General features: G+C 73.4%; 13 protein-coding genes. 10 read left to right on the top strand and 3 right to left on the bottom strand.

The features are described 5' to 3' along the window. Positions 1–68 precede the first annotated feature (68 nt). The 6 genes from MUB56_RS22175 (at position 69) to MUB56_RS22150 (ending at position 9,891) form a co-directional block, all read left to right on the top strand. On the top strand, positions 69–1,142 hold the full coding sequence (locus MUB56_RS22175; RefSeq protein WP_244929181.1) for an acyl-CoA desaturase: 1,074 nt from the start codon (positions 69–71) through the stop codon (positions 1,140–1,142). A 167-nt stretch (positions 1,143–1,309) separates the two neighbouring features. After that, positions 1,310–3,811 carry a leucine--tRNA ligase gene (leuS, locus tag MUB56_RS22170; RefSeq protein ID WP_244929180.1) on the top strand — a complete coding sequence of 834 codons (2,502 nt, stop codon included), beginning with the start codon at positions 1,310–1,312 and terminating at the stop codon, positions 3,809–3,811. 32 nt (positions 3,812–3,843) lie between these two features. Next, positions 3,844–4,713, top strand: coding sequence for a DegV family protein (locus MUB56_RS22165; RefSeq protein ID WP_244929179.1), 870 nt, complete (start codon positions 3,844–3,846; stop codon positions 4,711–4,713). Positions 4,714–4,868: 155 nt separating this feature from the next. After that, positions 4,869–5,885 carry a helix-hairpin-helix domain-containing protein gene (locus tag MUB56_RS22160; protein WP_244929178.1) on the top strand — a complete coding sequence of 339 codons (1,017 nt, stop codon included), beginning with the start codon at positions 4,869–4,871 and terminating at the stop codon, positions 5,883–5,885. A gap of 1 nt (position 5,886) precedes the next feature. Further along, complete coding sequence (locus MUB56_RS22155; protein WP_244929177.1) at positions 5,887–8,196, top strand: ComEC/Rec2 family competence protein; 2,310 nt, start codon at positions 5,887–5,889, stop codon at positions 8,194–8,196. A 36-nt stretch (positions 8,197–8,232) separates the two neighbouring features. Beyond that, positions 8,233–9,891 (top strand): alpha/beta-hydrolase family protein, encoded by a 1,659-nt coding sequence (locus MUB56_RS22150; RefSeq protein ID WP_244929176.1) that lies wholly within the window; start codon positions 8,233–8,235, stop codon positions 9,889–9,891. A gap of 15 nt (positions 9,892–9,906) precedes the next feature. Here MUB56_RS22150 and MUB56_RS22145 read toward each other — a convergent pair whose 3' ends face one another. Then, positions 9,907–10,596: a CPBP family intramembrane glutamic endopeptidase gene (locus MUB56_RS22145; RefSeq protein WP_244929175.1), complete on the bottom strand. Its 690-nt coding sequence runs from the start codon at positions 10,594–10,596 to the stop codon at positions 9,907–9,909. A gap of 74 nt (positions 10,597–10,670) precedes the next feature. On the opposite strand from MUB56_RS22145, the gene holA reads away from it, so the two are divergent. Next, positions 10,671–11,657, top strand: a complete 987-nt coding sequence (gene holA / locus MUB56_RS22140) for a DNA polymerase III subunit delta (protein WP_244929174.1) — start codon at positions 10,671–10,673, stop codon at positions 11,655–11,657. A gap of 77 nt (positions 11,658–11,734) precedes the next feature. Here holA and rpsT read toward each other — a convergent pair whose 3' ends face one another. Both rpsT and MUB56_RS22130 read right to left on the bottom strand, forming a co-directional pair. After that, positions 11,735–11,995 carry a 30S ribosomal protein S20 gene (gene rpsT, locus MUB56_RS22135; RefSeq protein WP_244929173.1) on the bottom strand — a complete coding sequence of 87 codons (261 nt, stop codon included), beginning with the start codon at positions 11,993–11,995 and terminating at the stop codon, positions 11,735–11,737. A gap of 192 nt (positions 11,996–12,187) precedes the next feature. Next, positions 12,188–13,138 (bottom strand): hypothetical protein, encoded by a 951-nt coding sequence (locus MUB56_RS22130; RefSeq protein WP_244929172.1) that lies wholly within the window; start codon positions 13,136–13,138, stop codon positions 12,188–12,190. Between the two features lie 36 nt (positions 13,139–13,174). Between MUB56_RS22130 and MUB56_RS22125 the strand changes: the two genes are divergently transcribed. The 3 genes from MUB56_RS22125 to MUB56_RS22115 all read left to right on the top strand — a co-directional run bounded on the left by MUB56_RS22125 (position 13,175) and on the right by MUB56_RS22115 (position 18,040). After that, positions 13,175–14,899 (top strand): thiamine pyrophosphate-dependent enzyme, encoded by a 1,725-nt coding sequence (locus tag MUB56_RS22125; RefSeq protein ID WP_244929171.1) that lies wholly within the window; start codon positions 13,175–13,177, stop codon positions 14,897–14,899. Between the two features lie 87 nt (positions 14,900–14,986). Continuing rightward, positions 14,987–16,861, top strand: a complete 1,875-nt coding sequence (lepA, locus tag MUB56_RS22120) for a translation elongation factor 4 (RefSeq protein ID WP_244929170.1) — start codon at positions 14,987–14,989, stop codon at positions 16,859–16,861. Between the two features lie 426 nt (positions 16,862–17,287). Beyond that, the gene (locus MUB56_RS22115; RefSeq protein ID WP_244929169.1) at positions 17,288–18,040 is read left to right on the top strand and encodes an ATP synthase F0 subunit B; all 753 of its coding nucleotides are present in this window, start codon (positions 17,288–17,290) and stop codon (positions 18,038–18,040) included. The last annotated feature ends 269 nt before the right edge of the window (positions 18,041–18,309 follow it).

The following is an 18,309-nucleotide window of genomic DNA, read 5'->3' as shown; positions in this document are numbered from 1 at the left end:
CCGGTAGGGGGTCGGGTGGCTCTGCCGGGGGACGCGGTCGGATGCTGCGGGTGCCTAGCCTCGCGGCCATGACGACGACGAGCGGCTCCCTCCCACCGGCGGCGGCACGCCAGGTGAGCCTCTACACCGACCTGGCGCGCGAGGTCCGGGCCGCGGGGCTGCTCGACCGTCGGCCCTACGCGTACGCCGGCCGACTGGTCGCCCTGGTCGCGGCCTTCGCCGTCGCCACGGCGCTGCTGCTGACGCTCGGCGAGAGCTGGTGGCAGCTCGGCGTCGCCGCCCTGTTCGGGGTGCTGTTCACGCAGACCGCGTTCCTGTGCCACGACGGGGCACACCGCCAGGTGTTCTCGTCCGGGCGCGCCAACGACTGGGCGGCGCGGATCCTGGGCGACCTCGTCGTCGGGCTCAGCCACGGCTGGTGGATGCGCAAGCACACCCGGCACCACGCCAACCCGAACAAGATCGGCTCGGACGACGACGTCGGTCCCGGCGTCCTGCTCTGGACGCCCGAGGACGCCGCTCGCCGGCAGGGCGTCGCCGGCTGGCTGGCCGCCCGGCAGGGCACGCTGTTCTTCCCGCTGCTGACCCTGGAGGGCCTGAACCTGCACGTCGGCGCGGTCCGCACCGTGCTCGGCCGCGCACCGCTCGCGCACCGGCGCACCGAGATCGCGCTGCTCGCCGTACGCCTGCTGGGCTGGCCGACGCTGCTCGTCGTCGTCCTCGGTCCCGGCCTCGGCCTGGCGTTCCTGGCCGTCGAGCTCGCGGTGTTCGGCGTCTACATGGGCGCCAGCTTCGCCCCCAACCACAAGGGGATGCCGCTGGTCCCGCGCGACTCCCGGCTGGACTTCCTCAGCCGGCAGGTGCTGACCTCGCGCAACGTCCGCGGCGGCCGGCTCGTGGACTGGGCGATGGGCGGGCTCAACCTGCAGGTCGAGCACCACCTCTTCCCCAGCATGCCGAGCATGAGCCTGCGCCGGGCCCGGCCGATCGTGCGGCGCTACTGCGCGGAGCACGACGTGCCCTACACCGAGGCCGGGATCGTCGAGTCCTACGTCATCGTCGTGCGTCACCTGAACCGCGTCGGGCTGGGCGACCGGGACCCGTTCGCCTGCCCGTTCGTGGTCGAGCGCCGCACCGGGTGAGCCGTCGGCTCGGACCCCCGGGCCCGGTCCGGTATCCTGGCGGCATGCGCAGGACCCTGCTCCTTACCTAGCCGCGCCGAGCACCACTCGACGCGGCTGCCCCTCGTGCCCGAGGGGCTTTTTTGTGCCCGGAGCAGACCCGTCCCCGACTGCGAGAGAGACAGATGATGAGCGAGCAGACCCCGGTCGCCGAGCAGAGCAACGCCGAGCAGACCTACGACGCCGCCGCCGTACAGGAGAAGTGGCGGCCGGTCTGGGACCGCCTCGACTCGTTCCGCGCGGGGTCGGCGCCCGAGGGGGCCGAGAAGCGCTACGCGCTGACGATGTTCCCCTACCCCTCCGGCGACCTGCACATGGGTCACGCCGAGGTGATGGCGCTGCACGACGTGATCGCGCGCTACTGGTGGCAGCGGGGGTACGACGTCCTGAACCCCATCGGCTGGGACTCCTTCGGCCTGCCGGCCGAGAACGCCGCGATCCGCAACGACGAGCACCCCTCGACCTACACCTACGCCAACATCGAGACCCAGGCCGAGTCGTTCCGCCGCTACGCCGTCTCCTTCGACTGGTCGCGCCGGCTGCACACCTCCGACCCGGAGTACTACACCTGGACCCAGTGGCTGTTCCTGAGGTTCCGCGAGCGCGGGCTGGCCTACCGCAAGAACAGCCCCGTCAACTGGTGCCCCAACGACCAGACGGTGCTGGCCAACGAGCAGGTCGTGCAGGGGATGTGCGAGCGCTGCGGTGCCGAGGTGACCAAGCGCGAGCTGAACCAGTGGTACTTCAAGGTCACCGACTACGCCCAGCGGCTGCTGGACGACATGGACGCCCTGGCCGACACCTGGCCGGACCGGGTGCTGGCCATGCAGCGCAACTGGATCGGCCGCTCCGAGGGTGCGCACGTCGACTTCGACATCGCGCTGTCCTCCGGCGAGACGCGCACGGTCACCGTGTTCACGACCCGCCCCGACACGCTGTACGGCGCCACCTTCATGGTCGTCGCGGCCGACGCGAAGCTGGCCGCCGACATCGTCGCGCCCGAGCAGGCGGACGCGCTGGCGTCGTACCTCGAAGGCGTCCGGAAGGCCACCGACATCGACAGGCTGGCCACCGATCGGCCCAAGAGCGGCGTCGACCTGGGCGTCACCGCGACCAACCCGGTCACCGGCGAGCAGATGCCGGTGTGGGCCTCCGACTACGTGCTGGCCGACTACGGCACCGGCGCGATCATGGCCGTGCCCGCCCACGACCAGCGCGACCTGGACTTCGCGAAGGCGTTCGGGCTGCCGGTGCGCCGCGTCGTGGACACGGGGGAGGACAACCCCGAGGAGACGTACGTCGCGACCACCGGCGACGGCACCTACGTCAGCTCCGGCCCGCTGGACGGGATGTCGGACAAGGTGGCCGGCATCGGCCGGATCATCGAGCAGCTGGAGGCCGACGGCCGGGGCACCGGCACGGTCAACTTCCGGCTGCGCGACTGGCTGCTGAGCCGGCAGCGCTTCTGGGGCGCGCCGATCCCGATCATCCACTGCGCCGACTGCGGCGAGGTCGCCGTGCCCGACGACCAGCTGCCGGTCCGGCTGCCCGACAACCTCAAGGGCGCCGACCTGAAGCCGAAGGGCACCTCCCCGCTGGCCGCGGCCGAGGACTGGGTCAACGTCGACTGCCCCCAGTGCGGCGGCCCCGCCAAGCGGGACAGCGACACGATGGACACCTTCGTCGACTCGTCGTGGTACTTCCTGCGCTACGTCTCCCCGGAGTACACCCAGGGCCCCTTCGACGAGGAGGCCGTGCGCGAGTGGATGCCGGTCGCGCAGTACGTCGGCGGCGTTGAGCACGCGATCCTGCACCTGCTGTACAGCCGGTTCTTCACCAAGGTGCTGCACGACATGGGCATGATCGACTTCGTCGAGCCGTTCACCGCGCTGCTGAACCAGGGCCAGGTGATCAACCAGGGCAAGGCGATGTCGAAGTCGCTGGGCAACGGCGTCAACCTGGGCGAGATGATCGACCGGTTCGGCGTGGACGCCGTCCGGCTGACCATGGTCTTCGCCGGCCCGCCGGAGGACGACATCGACTGGGCCGACATGTCGCCCGGTGGTGCGGTGAAGTTCCTGCAGCGCGCCTGGCGGCTGTCCGGCGACGTCACCTCCTCGCCCGGCGCGGTCGAGTCCGGTGACCTGGCCCTGCGCCGGGTGACCCACAAGACGCTGCACGAGGTCGAGCAGCTCATCGAGGCGCACCGGTTCAACGTGGTGGTCGCGCGGACCATGGAGCTGGTGAACGCCACCCGCAAGGCGATCGACTCCGGCTGCGGTCCGGCCGACCCGGCGGTGCGCGAGGCTGCCGAGGCGGTGGCGATCCTGCTGTCGCTGGTGGCGCCGTACACCGCCGAGGAGATGTGGGAGCGGCTGGGCCACGAGCCCACCGTCGCCCGGGCGGGCTGGCCCGTGGTCGACCCGGCGCTGCTGGTCGAGGACTCGGTGACCGCCGTCGTCCAGGTCCAGGGCAAGGTGCGAGCGCGGCTGGAGGTCGCGCCCGACATCTCCGAGGCCGACCTGGAGGCGCTGGCGATGGCCGATCCGGGCGTCGTACGCGCCATCGACGCGAAGCCGGTCCGCAAGGTGATCGTGCGCGCGCCCAAGCTGGTCAACGTCGTGGTCTGACCCGTGCTCGTCGGGTGGTCTAGGGTGCGCGCATGCCGGTCGTGATCGTCACCGACTCGACCGCCAGCCTCCCCGTGGAGGTGGCGGCCGAGCGCGGGATCATCGTCGTACCCCTCCAGGTCGTGATCGGTGCCGAGATCCACGACGAGGGCTCCGCGGAGGTGGCCCCGGAGCGGCTGGCCGAGGCGCTCTGGGCCTGGACGCCGGTCAGCACCTCGCGGCCCTCGCCCGCGGTGATGCGCCGGGTCTACGAGCGGGCCGCCCGCGAGGGCGCCACCGAGATCGTCTCCGTGCACCTCTCGGGGGACATGAGCGGCACCTACGAGTCCGCCCAGCTGGCCGCGCGGAACGCCCCGGTCCGCGTGGTGACCGTCGACAGCCGTCAGGTCGGGGTCGCGACCGGGTACGCCGCGCTCGCCGCGGCGGACGTGCTCGCCGCCGGGGGCAGTGCCGACGAGGCGGCCGAGGCCGCTCGGGCCCGGGCCGCCGCCTCCGTCTCGCTCTTCTACGTGGACACCCTCGAGTACCTCCGCCGCGGTGGCCGGATCGGTCCCGCGGCCGCCCTCTTCGGCGGGGCGCTGGCGGTCAAGCCGCTGCTGCAGATCGCGGACGGCAAGGTCGCCTCGCTGGAGCGGGTGCGGACCTCCGGGCGGGCCCTCGCCCGGCTGGAGGAGATCGCCGTCGCCGCAGCCGGGGAGGCCCAGGTCGACGTCTGGGTGGGGCACCTCGCCAACGCGGAGCGGGCCGAGCAGCTCGTCGAGCGGCTCGCCGGCCGACTCGCCCCCAACCTCGCCGGGCCCGAGGGTGACCGCCCGATCTGGTGCGGCGAGCTCGGCGCGGTCCTCGGTGCTCACGTGGGGCCGGGCATGATCGCGGTCTGCGTCGCCCCCCGGCTGACCTGAGGCTCGACGCCGGTTCAGTCGAATGCGGGGTCAGGTCCGAGCGCAGCGAGCCTCGAAGACCCACCAACCGTCCACGTCGTCCCGGCCCGCGCGGGTTCTCCACAGATCGCCGTTGCCGGGCTGCGGTGCGGCGCAGGTCTTCCTAGGTTCTTCTCATGCGCACCCGCCGCACGAGCCCCGAGCACCAGGAGGCCGTCGCCCGACGGCTGGCGCAGCTGAGCGCCGAGCTGGCCACCTCCCGTCCCGAGCCGGACCCGTGGCCGGCGGAGGGGCCCGAGCCGGTGGCGGCGTTCGAGGAGCCCGACGAGTGGTGGGCCGACCACACCCGGGTGGCGTGGTCGAGGCCGGCGGAGCCGGTCCCCGAGTCGGCCCCTGGCCCTGGCCCGGAGACTGGCCCGGAGACTGGCCCGGAGGCGCTCGCGCCGGAGCTGCCGCTGCCCGGCCGGCACGCCGCGCGGCGCCGGCTCGCGCCCGGGCGGATCGTCGCGGGGCTGTTGCCCGAGACGCTCCGCGGGTCTGTCGGGCTCGGGCCGGCCCACGTGGCCGTGGTGGCGGTGCTGGTGGCGCTCGGGCTGGCGGTCACCTGCTGGTGGGTGGTGCGCGGGGACGCGGAGCCCGGCCCGGCCGGCCTCGAAGCCGCCGCCGGGGGTGACCCGGTCGCGGCGCCCGCCGCGCTGGAGCCGCCGGCGACGGGGACCCCGACCGGGGGCGCACCGGCATCGGGCGGCGCAGTCCCGGCCGCCGGCACGGTGACGGTCGACGTGGCGGGCAAGGTCCGGCGACCGGGCATCGCCGTCCTCGACGTCGGCGCCCGGGTCGTCGACGCCGTGCAGGCCGCCGGGGGAGCGCGGCGCGGGGTCGACCTGTCCTCGATCAACCTGGCCCGGGTGCTGATCGACGGCGAGCAGATCCTGGTGGGCGAGCCCGCGCGGCCCGCGGGCGCTGCCGCGGCGCCGGGAGCCGGTGCCCCGGCGGCCGGCGCCCTGGTCAACCTGAACACCGCGACGGTGACCGAGCTGGAGCTGCTGCCCGAGGTCGGGCCGGTCACGGCCCAGGCCATCGTGACCTGGCGCGACGAGCACGGCGGCTTCACCGCGGTCCAGGAGCTGCTCGAGATCGACGGCATCGGCGACAAGACCCTCGCGACGATCACGCCGCACGTCACGGTGTGAGGTGCGGCTCGACCCCGTCGAGGCCCGGGAGCCGCCGGACCTCCGGATGCCGTTGCTCGCCCTGGCCGCGTGGCTGGGTGCGCTCCTCGGCCAGCTGGGGAGCTGGCCGGCCGCCGCGGGCACGGCCGCGGCGATGCTGGCGGCGCTCCCGGTCCTGGCCCGGCGACGCGGCCGACGGGCGGCCCTGACGGCGGCGGCGGTGCTCCTCGTCGCTGCCGCGGTCGCCTGGGCCGCGTTGGTCCGCACCGAGCAGGTCACCGGCAACCCGGTGGCGCGGCTGGCCGCCGACGGCGCTGTGGCGACCCTGGAGGCGACGGTGACGTCCGACCCGCGGGTCGTCCCCGGGCAGTACGCCGACCGGATCCTGCTGCGCCTGGAGGTCCGGCGGGTGACGGGGCGCGGTGCGTCGTACTCCCTGGCGACGCCGGTCGTGGTGCTGGGGGACGAGGCCTGGCGCTCGGTCCCGCTCGGGGCGACGGTGCGCACGACGGGCCGGCTGTCGCCGTCCGACGACGGCGACGCCGCTGCGGTCCTCGGCGCCGCCGGTGACCCGGTCGTGCTCGCCGATCCCGACCTGTGGTGGCGGGCGGCCGACCGGGTGCGGAGCTCGATCCGGGACGCGGTGGCCCACCGACCCGCGGACCAGCGGGCGCTGGTGCCCGCGCTGGTCGACGGCGACGACGGGGGACTCGACCCCGCGCTGGCCGACGACTTCCGGGCCACCGGGCTGACCCACCTGCTGGCCGTGTCGGGCACCAACCTGACCCTGGTGGTGGGGTTCCTGCTGGTGGTGTGCCGGTGGGTCGGCGTGCGCGGCCGCTGGCTGTACCTCGTGGGCGCGGCCGGGATCTGCGGCTTCGTGCTGCTCGCCCGCACCGAGCCGAGCGTCGTCCGCGCGGCCGCGATGGGCACGGTCGGCCTGGTGGGCATGGGCGTCGACGGTCGCCGGCGGGGGTTCCGGGCGTTGGGGGTCGCCGTGACGGTCCTGCTGCTCGCGCAGCCCGCACTCGCGGTCTCGATCGGCTTCGCGCTGTCCGTGCTGGCCACCGGCGGGATCCTGGTCCTGGCTCCGGGCTGGCGCGACGCGCTGGCCCGCTGGCTGCCGCGGTCGCTGGCGGAGGCGGTCGCGGTGCCGGCGGCCGCCCAGCTCGCGTGCACGCCGCTGGTCGCGGCGATCTCCGGTCAGGTCAGCCTCGTCGCGGTGGCGACCAACCTGCTGGTCGCCCCGGTCGTCGGGCCGGCGACCGTGCTCGGTCTCCTCGGTGGGCTGGTCGGACTGGTGTCCGACCCGCTCGCGCGGCTGCTGGGCACCCTCGCGGCCTGGTGCGTCGCGTGGATCGTGCTGGTCGCCCGCCGGGGCGCGGACCTGCCCGCCGCGGCGATGGACTGGGGGACCGGCGTGCTGCCGCTGGTCGGGCTGACGCTGCTCACGGTCGTGGTGGCGCTGGTCGCGCCGCGGGTGCTCCGGCACCGCTCGGCCGGACTGGCGTGCGCCGCGACCATGGTGCTCGCGGTCGCCGTCCGGCTGCCGACCCCGGGCTGGCCGCCCGAGGACTGGGCGGTGGTGGCCTGCGACGTGGGCCAGGGCGACGCCCTGGCCGTGCGGGTGGCGACCGGGACGGCGATCGTCGTGGACGCCGGTCCCGACCCGTCTGCGGTCGACGGCTGCCTGGACCGGCTGCACGTCACGTCGGTCCCGCTGCTGGTGCTGACCCACTTCCACGCCGACCACGTCGACGGCCTCGCCGGCGTCCTGGAGGGGCGCATGGTCGGCGTCGTCGAGACCAGCCCGGTGCTCGATCCGCCGTCGGGGGTGGACGTGGTCCGCGACGCGACCGTCGCGGCCGGGGTCCCGGTCCGCACCGCACTGGCGGGCACCCGCACGATCGGCGAGGCGACCGTCCAGGTGCTCGGCCCGGTCGGACCGGTGCGGGCCGGCCCGGGCGACGGCAGCGCCGCCAACGACGCGAGCGTGGTGCTCCTCGTCGAGGTCCGCGGCCTGCGGGTCCTGCTCACCGGCGACCTCGAGCCGCCCGGTCAGGCCGCGCTCGCCCGGAGCACGCCGGGCCTGCGGGTCGACGTACTGAAGGTCCCGCACCACGGCAGTCGTCACCAGGACCTGGCCTTCCTCGACGCGCTCGGGGCCGACGTCGCCCTGGTCTCGGTCGGCGCCGACAACGACTACGGCCACCCGGCGGCGAGCGTGCTGGAGCCCCTGGAACGCGGCGGCACCGAGGTGCTGCGCACCGACCAGGGCGGTGACGTGGTGGTCGGTGTCGAGGGGGAGGAGGTGTTCACCCGAGTCAGGTGACTAGTCACGGACGCCAGATACGCGAGGATCACGTCCATGCTGAGACGAGCCGTGCGCCGACTCCGATGCCCGATCGCGCCGACCACCGGCGCGATCGTCTTGTTCTGGCTGGCGCTGACCCCGTCCCTGCTGCCCCGGAGCCCGCTGTTCCAGGGACTGGTGTGCGGGGTCGCGGCCGCCCTGGGATACGCCGTGGGCGCCCTGCTCGGGTGGCTGCTGCGCAGCTGTGGGCTGCGCCTGGTGGGCCGCGTCCGCCGGATCGCCTGGTGGCTCGTCGGCCTCGCCGCCGTGGTGGGCTCGGTGATCTGCCTGGTCTGGTACGTCCGCTGGGAGGACGACCTGCGCGAGCGCGTCGGCACGGAGTCGGTCGACCCCGCCCATGTGCCGGTGCTGCTCGGCGTCGGTCTCGTGGTCTTCGTGCTCGTCGTGGGGATCGCGCGGCTGCTGCGGCTCGTCGGCCGGTTCGTGGGGCGTCAGGTCTCGCGCGTGCTGCCGCAGCGGGTCGCGGCCGTGATCGGGGCGCTGGTGGTCGCGGCGGGCTGCTGGGTCGTCGTGGACGACGTGGTGGCCGCCCGGGTGCTCGCCACGATGGACTCGACCTTCATCGCGATCAACGACGAGTTCGCGAGCGACCACCCGGCCCCGACCAGCCCGTCGCTCTCGGCCGGCCCCGCTTCCTCGGTGGAGTGGGAGGACCTCGGGCGCCAGGGCCGGGTGTTCATCGCGAACGCACCGACCGCGGAGACCATCGCCGCGTTCACGGGCCGCCCGGCGCTGCAGCCGGTGCGCGCCTACGTCGGGGTCGGCACCGACGGGGAGATCGACCTCCGGGAGGAGGCGCAGCGGGCCGTGGAGGAGCTGGAGCTGACCGGCGGCTTCGAGCGGCAGGTCGTCAACGTCGTCACGGGGACCGGTCGCGGCTGGGTGAACGAGAACCAGGCCCGGGCCCTGGAGTACATGTGGGACGGTGACGCGGCCACGGTCAGCATGCAGTACTCCTACCTGCCCAGCTGGATGTCCTTCCTGGTCGACGGCAGTCGGGCCCAGGAGGCGGGACGGCTGCTCTTCGACGCCGTGTACGCCCGCTGGCTGGAGCTGCCCGAGGACGCCCGGCCGCTGCTGGTGGTGAGCGGCGAGAGCCTGGGCACCTTCGGCGGCGAGGCGGCGTTCAGCGGCGCCCAGGACCTGGCGGAGCGGACCTCCGGCGCGCTGTTCGTCGGTCCGACCGGGAACAACCGGCTCTGGCAGCAGTTCACCGACGAGCGTGACCGCGGCACCCCCGAGGTGCTGCCGGTGTACGGCGGCGGCGAGATCGTCCGGTTCGGAGACCAGGAGGAGGACTGGGACCGACCCGACGCGACCTGGACGGGCCCGCGGATCGGGTACCTCCAGCACGCCAACGACCCGATCACCTGGTGGACCTGGTCCCTGGCCCTGCACAAGCCGGACTGGCTGGACGAGCCGCGTGGTCGGGACGTGTCGCCGAAGATCCGCTGGATCCCGGTGGTCACGATGCTGCAGCTCGCGGCGGACCAGATGGTGGCCAACGACGTACCCCAGGGGCAGGGACACCAGTTCGGGCAGGAACCGGTCCGCGCCTGGGCGAAGATCCTCCCGTCCCCGGGCTGGGACGACGCCGACACCGACCGGCTGGCCGAGGAGATCGCGAGCCAGCAGCTCGACGACGTCAGCTGAGCCGATCGGCTCTCCTCAACCCAGCAGGAACCCGACGACCGTGCCGCCGGCGTTCGTCGTCCAGTGCACCAGGGCCGGTGCCAGCAGGCTGCCCGAGCGACGGCGCAGCTCGGCGAAGAGCAGGCCCGAGGCGCCGGTCGCCACCACGATCCCGACGACCACCGCCACCGTCCCGAGGACCGACTCGGACGCGGTCTGCAGTGCGTCGTTGGTCTCGAGGACGACGAACGCCGTCGGCAGGTGCCACAGGCCGAAGGCCGCCGAGGACCACCAGGTCGCGGCGCGCGGGCCCCGACGCTCGGCCACCAGTCCCCACAGCACGCCACGGAACGCCAGCTCTTCCAGCAGCACGGTGCGCAGCGGGATCACGACGAGGACCTTGAGCGCGACCTCGCTCGCCCGGTCCGGCGTACGACCGTCCGCGAACGCGGCCTCCAGCGCAGGGAGCAGGGCCGCGGCCACCAGCCCCGCCCCGATCACTGCGGAGGGGACCGCGCCCCAGAGCAGGCCGCGCCCCAGGCACGCCGGATCGAGGCCGAGTCCGGCCCGTCCGAGGCCGGCCCGCCGCGCGGTCACGAGCAGGGCGGCCGTGGCGGCGAGGGAGACGAGCACGGTCCACCGGTCCTGGTCGAGCAGGACCAGGTCGGTCACGACGAGGATCGCGGCCACGCTCAGCAGCGGTGGCGCGAGGGCCTGGTGGGCCATGCTCGTCCTCCTGCCGTTCGGCGTCGGGAGGACCGTACGGCACGGTCGGTGGCCTGTGGGAGGCTGAGCGCACCATGGTGAGAGGTCCTCAAGCAGCAGACGTCCTCGGTCGGGTCACCCTGGTGACCGGCAAGGAGGAGTTCCTCAACGAGCGCACCGTCGTGGCCGTCCGCGCCGCGGTCCGCGCCTACGACGCCGAGGCCGAGCTGGCCGAGACCCCCGCGGCCGACCTGTCGCTGGCCACGCTGGGCGAGCTGGCCGCCCCGTCGCTGTTCTCCAGCATCCGCTGCGTCGTCGTCCGGTCCCTGGAGAACCTCCCCGAGGAGTCGGTCGAGGGCCTGCTGGGGTACGCCGCCGCGCCGGCCGAGGAGGTCGCCCTGGTGCTGGTGCACGGTGGCGGCCCGAAGGGCTCCGGCGTGCTGAACAAGCTCCGCAAGCTGCCCGCGGTCACCGAGTCCAAGTCCGGGGAGCTGAAGACGTCCGAGCTGCCGGCGTTCGTGGCGAGCGAGGTGCGCAGCTACGGCTCCAGCATCGACAAGGAGGGCGCGGTCTTCCTGGTCCAGGCCGTCGGCCAGGACCTCCGCTCACTCTCGGCCGCGGCCCACCAGCTGACCAACGACTTCGCCGGCGCCGCCATCGACGTGGAGAAGGTCAAGAAGTACTACGGCGGCCGGGCGGAGGCGAAGTCCTTCGCCGTCGCCGACGCGGCGTTCGCCGGCCGTCGCCAGGCCGCGCTCGAGGAGCTCCGGTGGGCGCTGGAGGGCGGCACGGCCGCGGTGCTGGTCACCTCGGCGTTCGCGGGCAGCGCCCGCGGGCTCGCGCGGTTCAAGTCGGCGCCGGGCCGGATGAGCGAGGCCGACCTGGCCCGCGAGGTCGGGGTGCCGCCGTGGAAGCTGCGGACCCTGCGCGACCAGTCCCGTGGGTGGAGCGACGCCGCCATCGGCCGCGCGATCCGGGCCGTGGCCCAGGCCGACGCCGACATCAAGGGGGCGGCGACCGACCCGTCGTACACCCTCGAGCGGTTGGTGCTCACCGTCACCGGCCTGCGCGACCAGCGCTGAGCCGAGCGCTCGGCCGAGCGCTCGTCAACGCGAAAAAGGCGCCGACCCCGAGGGGACGACGCCTTCGCGAGGGCGGCTCAGAGAGCGGCGACCTTCTTGGAGATCTCAGACTTGCGGTTCGCGGCCTGGTTCTTGTGGATGACGCCCTTGGAGGCGGCCTTGTCGAGCTTCTTGGTGGCGTCACGGCCGGCCACGACCGCGGCCTCCTTGTCGCCACCCTCGGCGAGCTCGCGGAACTTGCGAACGGCAGACTTCAGGCCGGTCTTCACAGCCTTGTTGCGCTCGTGCGCCTTCTCGTTCTGCTTGTTCCGCTTGATCTGGGACTTGATGTTCGCCACTTCTGCGCCTTCGTCGTAGGTGTGGATGCTCGCCCCCCGGAGATCCTGGGGCCGTCGTTCGTGGTGCTGAGTCGTACGTCTAAGTCGTGATGTGCGGCCGGCGCAGGCTGCGGCCAGACACGCGACGTACGAGATTAACAGCGGCGCGGCGGCTCACCCAAATCGCACGGTGGCGGGGGCGTGCCCGGCCGCTCACGACCAGCCGCGCCGCTGCGCGAGCCAGTCCCAGGCCACGTCGCCCTGCCAGCGCTGGAAGTCGCGGAGGTACGGCGAGGTTGGCGGCACCCGCTCGTCGCCCTGGCGCCAGAAGTAGCCGGTGACCAGGGCGAGGAAGGCGTCGACGGAGTCGGCCGGCACGTCGCGGGTGAGGGGGAGTCGCGCGAGCAGGGCGTCGACGTCGAGTCCGTCGCCGCGCGGGCCGATCATCAGCAGCACGGTGTCGAGCCAGGCGGCGCCGACCGCCGGCCAGTTCCAGTCGCAGAGCAGCACCCGCCCGTCGGCGGCCAGGAGCACGTTGTCGTCGCGGACGTCGGTGTGCACGAGGGTGTCGCCGGCGCTCACCCCCGCGAAGCCGGCGGCCAGGGTCGCGGCCTCCTCGAGGTGGGGGAGATCCGGGCGGGTGGTCCGGACGTGGTCCCAGGCCCGCGGCCAGTCGGCGAGCTCGTCGGCGACCGGGTCGAGCGCCATCGCGGCGGGCGGTGGCGTCAGGGTGTCGGCGACCCGCTCGAGCATCCGGGCGCTCGCCTCCAGCTCGGGGAGCCGCCAGGGGCGCCGCGGCGCTGCCGCGTCGACGTACTCGATGCCGAGGACGACCCAGTCGTCGCGGTCGTGCACCCAGAGCAGCCGGGGGGCGGGCGCCTCGACCGGCAGCTCGGCGAGTCTGCGGGCCTCCTCGCGGTAGGACAGGGCGAAGGCCCGCTGGGCCTTGGCCGAGGCGGCCTTCACGAAGTGCCGGGTCTGGTCCGCGCAGACCAGCACCGAGGCGAAGCCCGGAGTGAAGCCGCCGCCCTGCGTGATCGCCTCGATGACGGGCGAGCCGCACTCGCCCTCGACGAGGGCCCGGACGTGGGGCGGCAGGTGGGCCCACTCGAGGCGGCGGGCGGTGCGGCCGACGGGCACGGGCGGGGTATTGCTGGGGGGCACGGGGACATCCTGTCGCGAGCGGGGTACCGGCGCCGCATGACCACCGTCGCTGAGCTGCTGATCGAGTCCCTGGCCGAGCACGGAGTCACCCAGGTCTGGGGCGTCGTCGGCGACGCGCTCAACCCGGTCACCGACGCCATCCGGCGCGAGGACCGGATCGAGTGGATGGGGGTTCGCCACGAGGAGGTCGCGGCGTTCGCCGCCGGTGCCCAGGCCCAGCTGACCGGACGGCTGGGGGTGTGCATGGGGACCGTCGGCCCGGGGTCCATCCACCTCCTCAACGGCCTCTACGACGCCAAGAAGTCGCAGGTCCCGCTGCTGGCGATCTGCGGTCAGGTGCCCCGCGAGGACATCGGCAGCGACTTCTTCCAGGAGGTCGACAACGACGCCCTCTTCGCCGACGTCGCGGTGTTCCGCGCGACCGTGACCAGCCCCGACCAGCTGCCCGGGGTCGTCGAGCAGGCCGGCAACGCCGCGCTCCAGCAGCGCGGGGTCGCGGTGCTCACCCTGCCCGGGGACGTCGGCGGCCTCGACGTCGCGAAGCACACGGCCACCCCGCGCTTCGTCGTCGAGCAGCCGCCTGCCCCGCCGTCGGAGGCGTCGGTCGACGAGGCCGTCCGGGCGATCGACGCCGCGGACCGGGTGACGATGCTCGTCGGCCAGGGTGCGCGTCATGCTCGCCAGGAAGTGCTTGCGCTGGCCGACCGGCTGCAGGCCCCGATGGTGCTCACCTTGAAGGCGAAGGAGGGGCTGGAGCGCGACAACCCGTTCGAGGTCGGCCAGTCCGGGCTGCTGGGCAACCACGCCAGCGCGGTCGCGCTCGAGGGGTGCGACCTGCTGCTGATGGTCGGCACCGACTTCCCGTACACCGAGTTCCTGCCGCACGAGACGGTCACCGTGCAGCTCGACGCCGACGGGTCGCACGTCGGCCGGCGTACCCCCGTCGAGCACGCCGTGGTCGGGGACGCGCGCCTGAGCCTCCAGGCCCTGCTCGACCGGGTCGGCCCGAAGCCCGACGGCGCGCACCTCGACCAGGCGCGGTCGTCGTACGACGCCTGGCGCGAGCGGCAGCAGCAGTTCCTGGACCCGTCGTACGACCGCAGGCCGAAGGGGCTGCTGCGCGGCAAGGTCGACAACCCGGGGGGACGCGTGCGGCCCGAGCTGCTCGCCGGACTGATCGACCGGTACGCCGCCCCGGACGCGATCTTCACCGTCGACACCGGGATGGCGACCACCTGGCTGGCCCGCTTCGTCCGGCTGACCGGCGAGCGTCGGCTGCTCGGGTCGTTCAACCTGGGCTCGATGGCCAACGCGATGCCCCAGGCCCTCGGGGCCGTCGGGCTCGACCGGTCCCGACAGGTGGTCGCGTGCTGCGGCGACGGTGGGCTGTCGATGCTGATGGGCGACCTGCTCACCGCCGTCAGCCACGACCTCCCGGTCAAGCTCGTGGTCTTCGACAACGCCCGGCTCGGCATGGTGAAGCTCGAGATGGAGCAGGCCGGCCTGCCGGAGTTCGGCACGGTGCTGCACAACCCCGACTTCGCCCGGGTGGCCGAGGCGGTCGGGATGCGCGGGATCCGGGTCGAGGATCCGCACGACCTGGAGGAGGCCGTCCGCCAGACGATGGCGCACCCCGGACCGGTGCTGCTCGACGTGCTCACGAACCCCGACGAGGTCGCGATCCCGCCCAAGCCCACGCTCGCGCAGGGCTGGGGCTTCGCGATCGCCAAGACGAGGGAGGCGCTGACCAGCCCCGAGTGAGTCCCGCCGGGGGGCCGCGGAAGGCGGGAACGCCTGGACGGTGTGGGAGAATCGGGCTGTCCCCGAGCACTCGAACGAGAGACGTCTGTGCCCACGAACACCGCGCCGCCCCCGGGCCGCACCGCTCCGGCGATCATCCGGAACTTCTGCATCATCGCCCACATCGACCACGGAAAGTCGACGCTGGCCGACCGGATGCTGCAGCTGACCGGTGTCGTCGACGCGCGGGCCGCGCGGGCGCAGTACCTCGACCGGATGGACATCGAGCGCGAGCGCGGCATCACGATCAAGAGCCAGGCCGTGCGGATGCCGTGGACGGTGCCGGCCGGCAACGACGAGGGTGCGGAGCCGGGCACCTACGTGCTCAACATGATCGACACCCCGGGCCACGTCGACTTCACCTACGAGGTCTCCCGGTCGCTGGAGGCCTGCGAGGCCGCCGTCCTGCTCGTCGACGCCGCGCAGGGCATCGAGGCGCAGACGCTGGCCAATCTCTACCTCGCCATGGGCGCCGACCTGCACATCATCCCGGTGCTCAACAAGATCGACCTGCCCGGCGCGAACCCCGACAAGTACGCCGCGGAGCTCGCGGGACTCGTCGGCTGCGAGCCCGAGGACGTGCTCCGGGTCAGCGCCAAGACCGGTCTGGGCGTCGAGGGTCTGCTCAACCACATCGTCAAGGAGACCCCGCCGCCGGTCGGCGACGCCGACGCACCGCCCCGCGCGCTGATCTTCGACTCCGTCTACGACACCTACCGCGGCGTGGTCACCTACGTCCGGGTGATCGACGGCAAGCTCTCCCATCGCGACCGGATCAAGATGATGTCGACCGGCGCCGTGCACGAGATGCTCGAGGTCGGCGTGATCAGCCCGGAGCCGGTCAAGGCCGGCGACCTGGGCGTCGGCGAGGTCGGCTACCTCATCACCGGGGTGAAGGACGTCCGCCAGTCCAGGGTCGGCGACACGGTCACCAGCCAGCACCACGGCGCGACCGAGGCGCTGGGCGGCTACAAGCACCCCAACCCGATGGTCTACTCCGGGCTCTACCCGATCGATGGCGACGACTACCCGACGCTGCGCGACGCCCTGGAGCGGCTCCAGCTCAACGACGCGGCGCTGACCTTCGAGCCGGAGACCTCCGGCGCGCTCGGCTTCGGCTTCCGGATCGGCTTCCTCGGGCTGCTCCACATGGAGATCACCCGCGACCGCCTCGAGCGCGAGTTCAACCTCGACCTCATCTCGACCGCGCCCAACGTGGTCTACGAGGTGCAGATGGAGGACGGCACCGAGCTCGTGGTGACCAACCCCAGCGAGTACCCCGAGGGCAAGATCGCCGAGGTCCGCGAGCCGGTCGTCAAGGCCACGATCCTCAGTCCGAGCGACTACATCGGCACGATCATGGAGCTGTGCCAGACCAAGCGCGGCACCCTGCAGGGGATGGACTACCTCTCCGAGGACCGCGTGGAGATGCGCTACACGCTGCCGATGGGCGAGATCGTCTTCGACTTCTTCGACCAGCTGAAGTCGCGCACCAAGGGCTACGCCTCGCTCGACTACGAGCGGTCCGGCGAGCAGGCCGCCGACCTGGTGAAGGTCGACATCCTGCTCCAGGGCGAGCCGGTCGACGCCTTCTCGGCGATCGTGCACCGCGAGGCGGCGTACTCCTACGGCGTGATGATGGCCGGCAAGCTGAAGGAGCTGATCCCGCGCCAGCAGTTCGAGGTGCCGATCCAGGCCGCGATCGGCGCCCGGGTGATCGCCCGCGAGAACATCCGCGCGATCCGCAAGGACGTGCTCGCCAAGTGCTACGGCGGCGACATCACCCGCAAGCGCAAGCTGCTGGAGAAGCAGAAGGCCGGCAAGAAGCGGATGAAGAACATCGGCACCGTCGAGGTCCCGCCCGAGGCCTTCATCGCCGCGCTGTCGACCACCCAGCCCGCGGAGAAGACCGGCAAGAAGTAGGCCGGCGGTCGGGCTCGACCCCCCCGGGTCCTGACGCTCGAGGCGATTCGCCGACCTGGCCGACGTTCGGTCCCGCCTCGGTCGCCTCGGCCCACTCCGACAGCGAGCAGAGCTGCTGCCGGGCCGTCGCGGCCCTCGGCCGGTGGGCCGACGCCGACGAACGCCAGCGCGAGGTGCGCCGCGCTGGCGCGGCCGGCCGACCACGGCGCCCCCGCGCCCGGGAGAGGCCGCGGAGGGTCGTCGCAACCGCCGTACGAAGCGGGGACGCGGAGGCATCCGCGGGGTCCGGGCGCGCCGGGAAGTTGAGACGCACGTTTACAACCCGCCCAAACCGAGCAGAGGACTGGGGTCGCTGTCTCGGGCACACAGAGGGCGACAGAACTTCCCAGGGGGGAACTGCAAGTGTCAAAAGATGAGGGCCGAGCCGTGCCCTACGAAGCCACCACCGACCAGACCCGCAACCGCGCCGAGGCGTTCCGAGCGACGCTCGGATCCCATCACGAGGCGGACACGATCCTGGCCGAGGCGGCCGCCGTACGCCGCGAGGCCGGCCAGCAGGCCGAGCGCCTGGTCGCCGAGGCCGACGAGCTCGTCCGCGAGCTCACCGAACAGGCCCGGGCGAGCGCGGCCCAGGTGACCGCCGAGGCGCGGGAGCGTGCCGACGGCATCCTCGTCCAGGCACGTCAGTCGGCCGAGCAGATCCGCACCCAGGCCAGCGCGGACGCCGAGTCCGCCCGCGAGCAGCTCCTCGCCGAGCTCGAGGCCGAGAACCGGGAACGCCTGCACGGGGTGCGGCACCGGGCCGAGGAGCTGCTCTCCGGCCTGGAGAAGGTGGTCCGAGGTCTCGGGACGACCCTCCAGCAGGCCGAGGGCTCGGTCGACGAGGTGGAGCGGACGCTCACCCACCTTCGCACCGAGACGGTGGCCAGGCTGCCCGAGACGCCCGCGGGGCCCTCGAGCGAGTTCGTCGAGTCCGAAGACGCCGCGGAGCGGGCACGCACGGAGATGGCGTTCGCCGAGATCACCGCCGACCGGACGCCGGAGCCAGCGCTCGTCGAGTCGGTGGCGAGGGCGGACCGGGAGCTGACGACCACTCCGCACGCCTTCGACCGGTCCGAGCTGCACCAGAGCAACGGGGACCAGCGCCCGCTGGGGTGGTTGTTCCGCTCGACCAGGTGACGGGATCAGGGCACCGGGGGGCAGCTGCCGCTCTCGGGGGTGAGCTCGTCGACGAGGTCGGGCGCGGGGTGGGGCGCTCGGACCGGCGGCACCCGGCGGGTTCGCTCATGCCCTGGTCCGGGCCCTCGCCCTGCTCCACCACAGCGGCCTCCGCAGCCGGACCGGCGGCCGTCTCCTCGTGGCTCCAGGAGACGTCGCCCCCGGTCGTGTCGGCACGTGGCTCCCATCGGACGCCGTCGGCGCAGGCGGTCCTGCGACACGCCCGATGA

It is taken from the genome of Nocardioides sp. W7 (assembly GCF_022919075.1).
Taxonomy (GTDB): Bacteria; Actinomycetota; Actinomycetes; order Propionibacteriales; family Nocardioidaceae; genus Nocardioides.
This window is presented reverse-complemented; position numbering and strand designations above follow the sequence as displayed.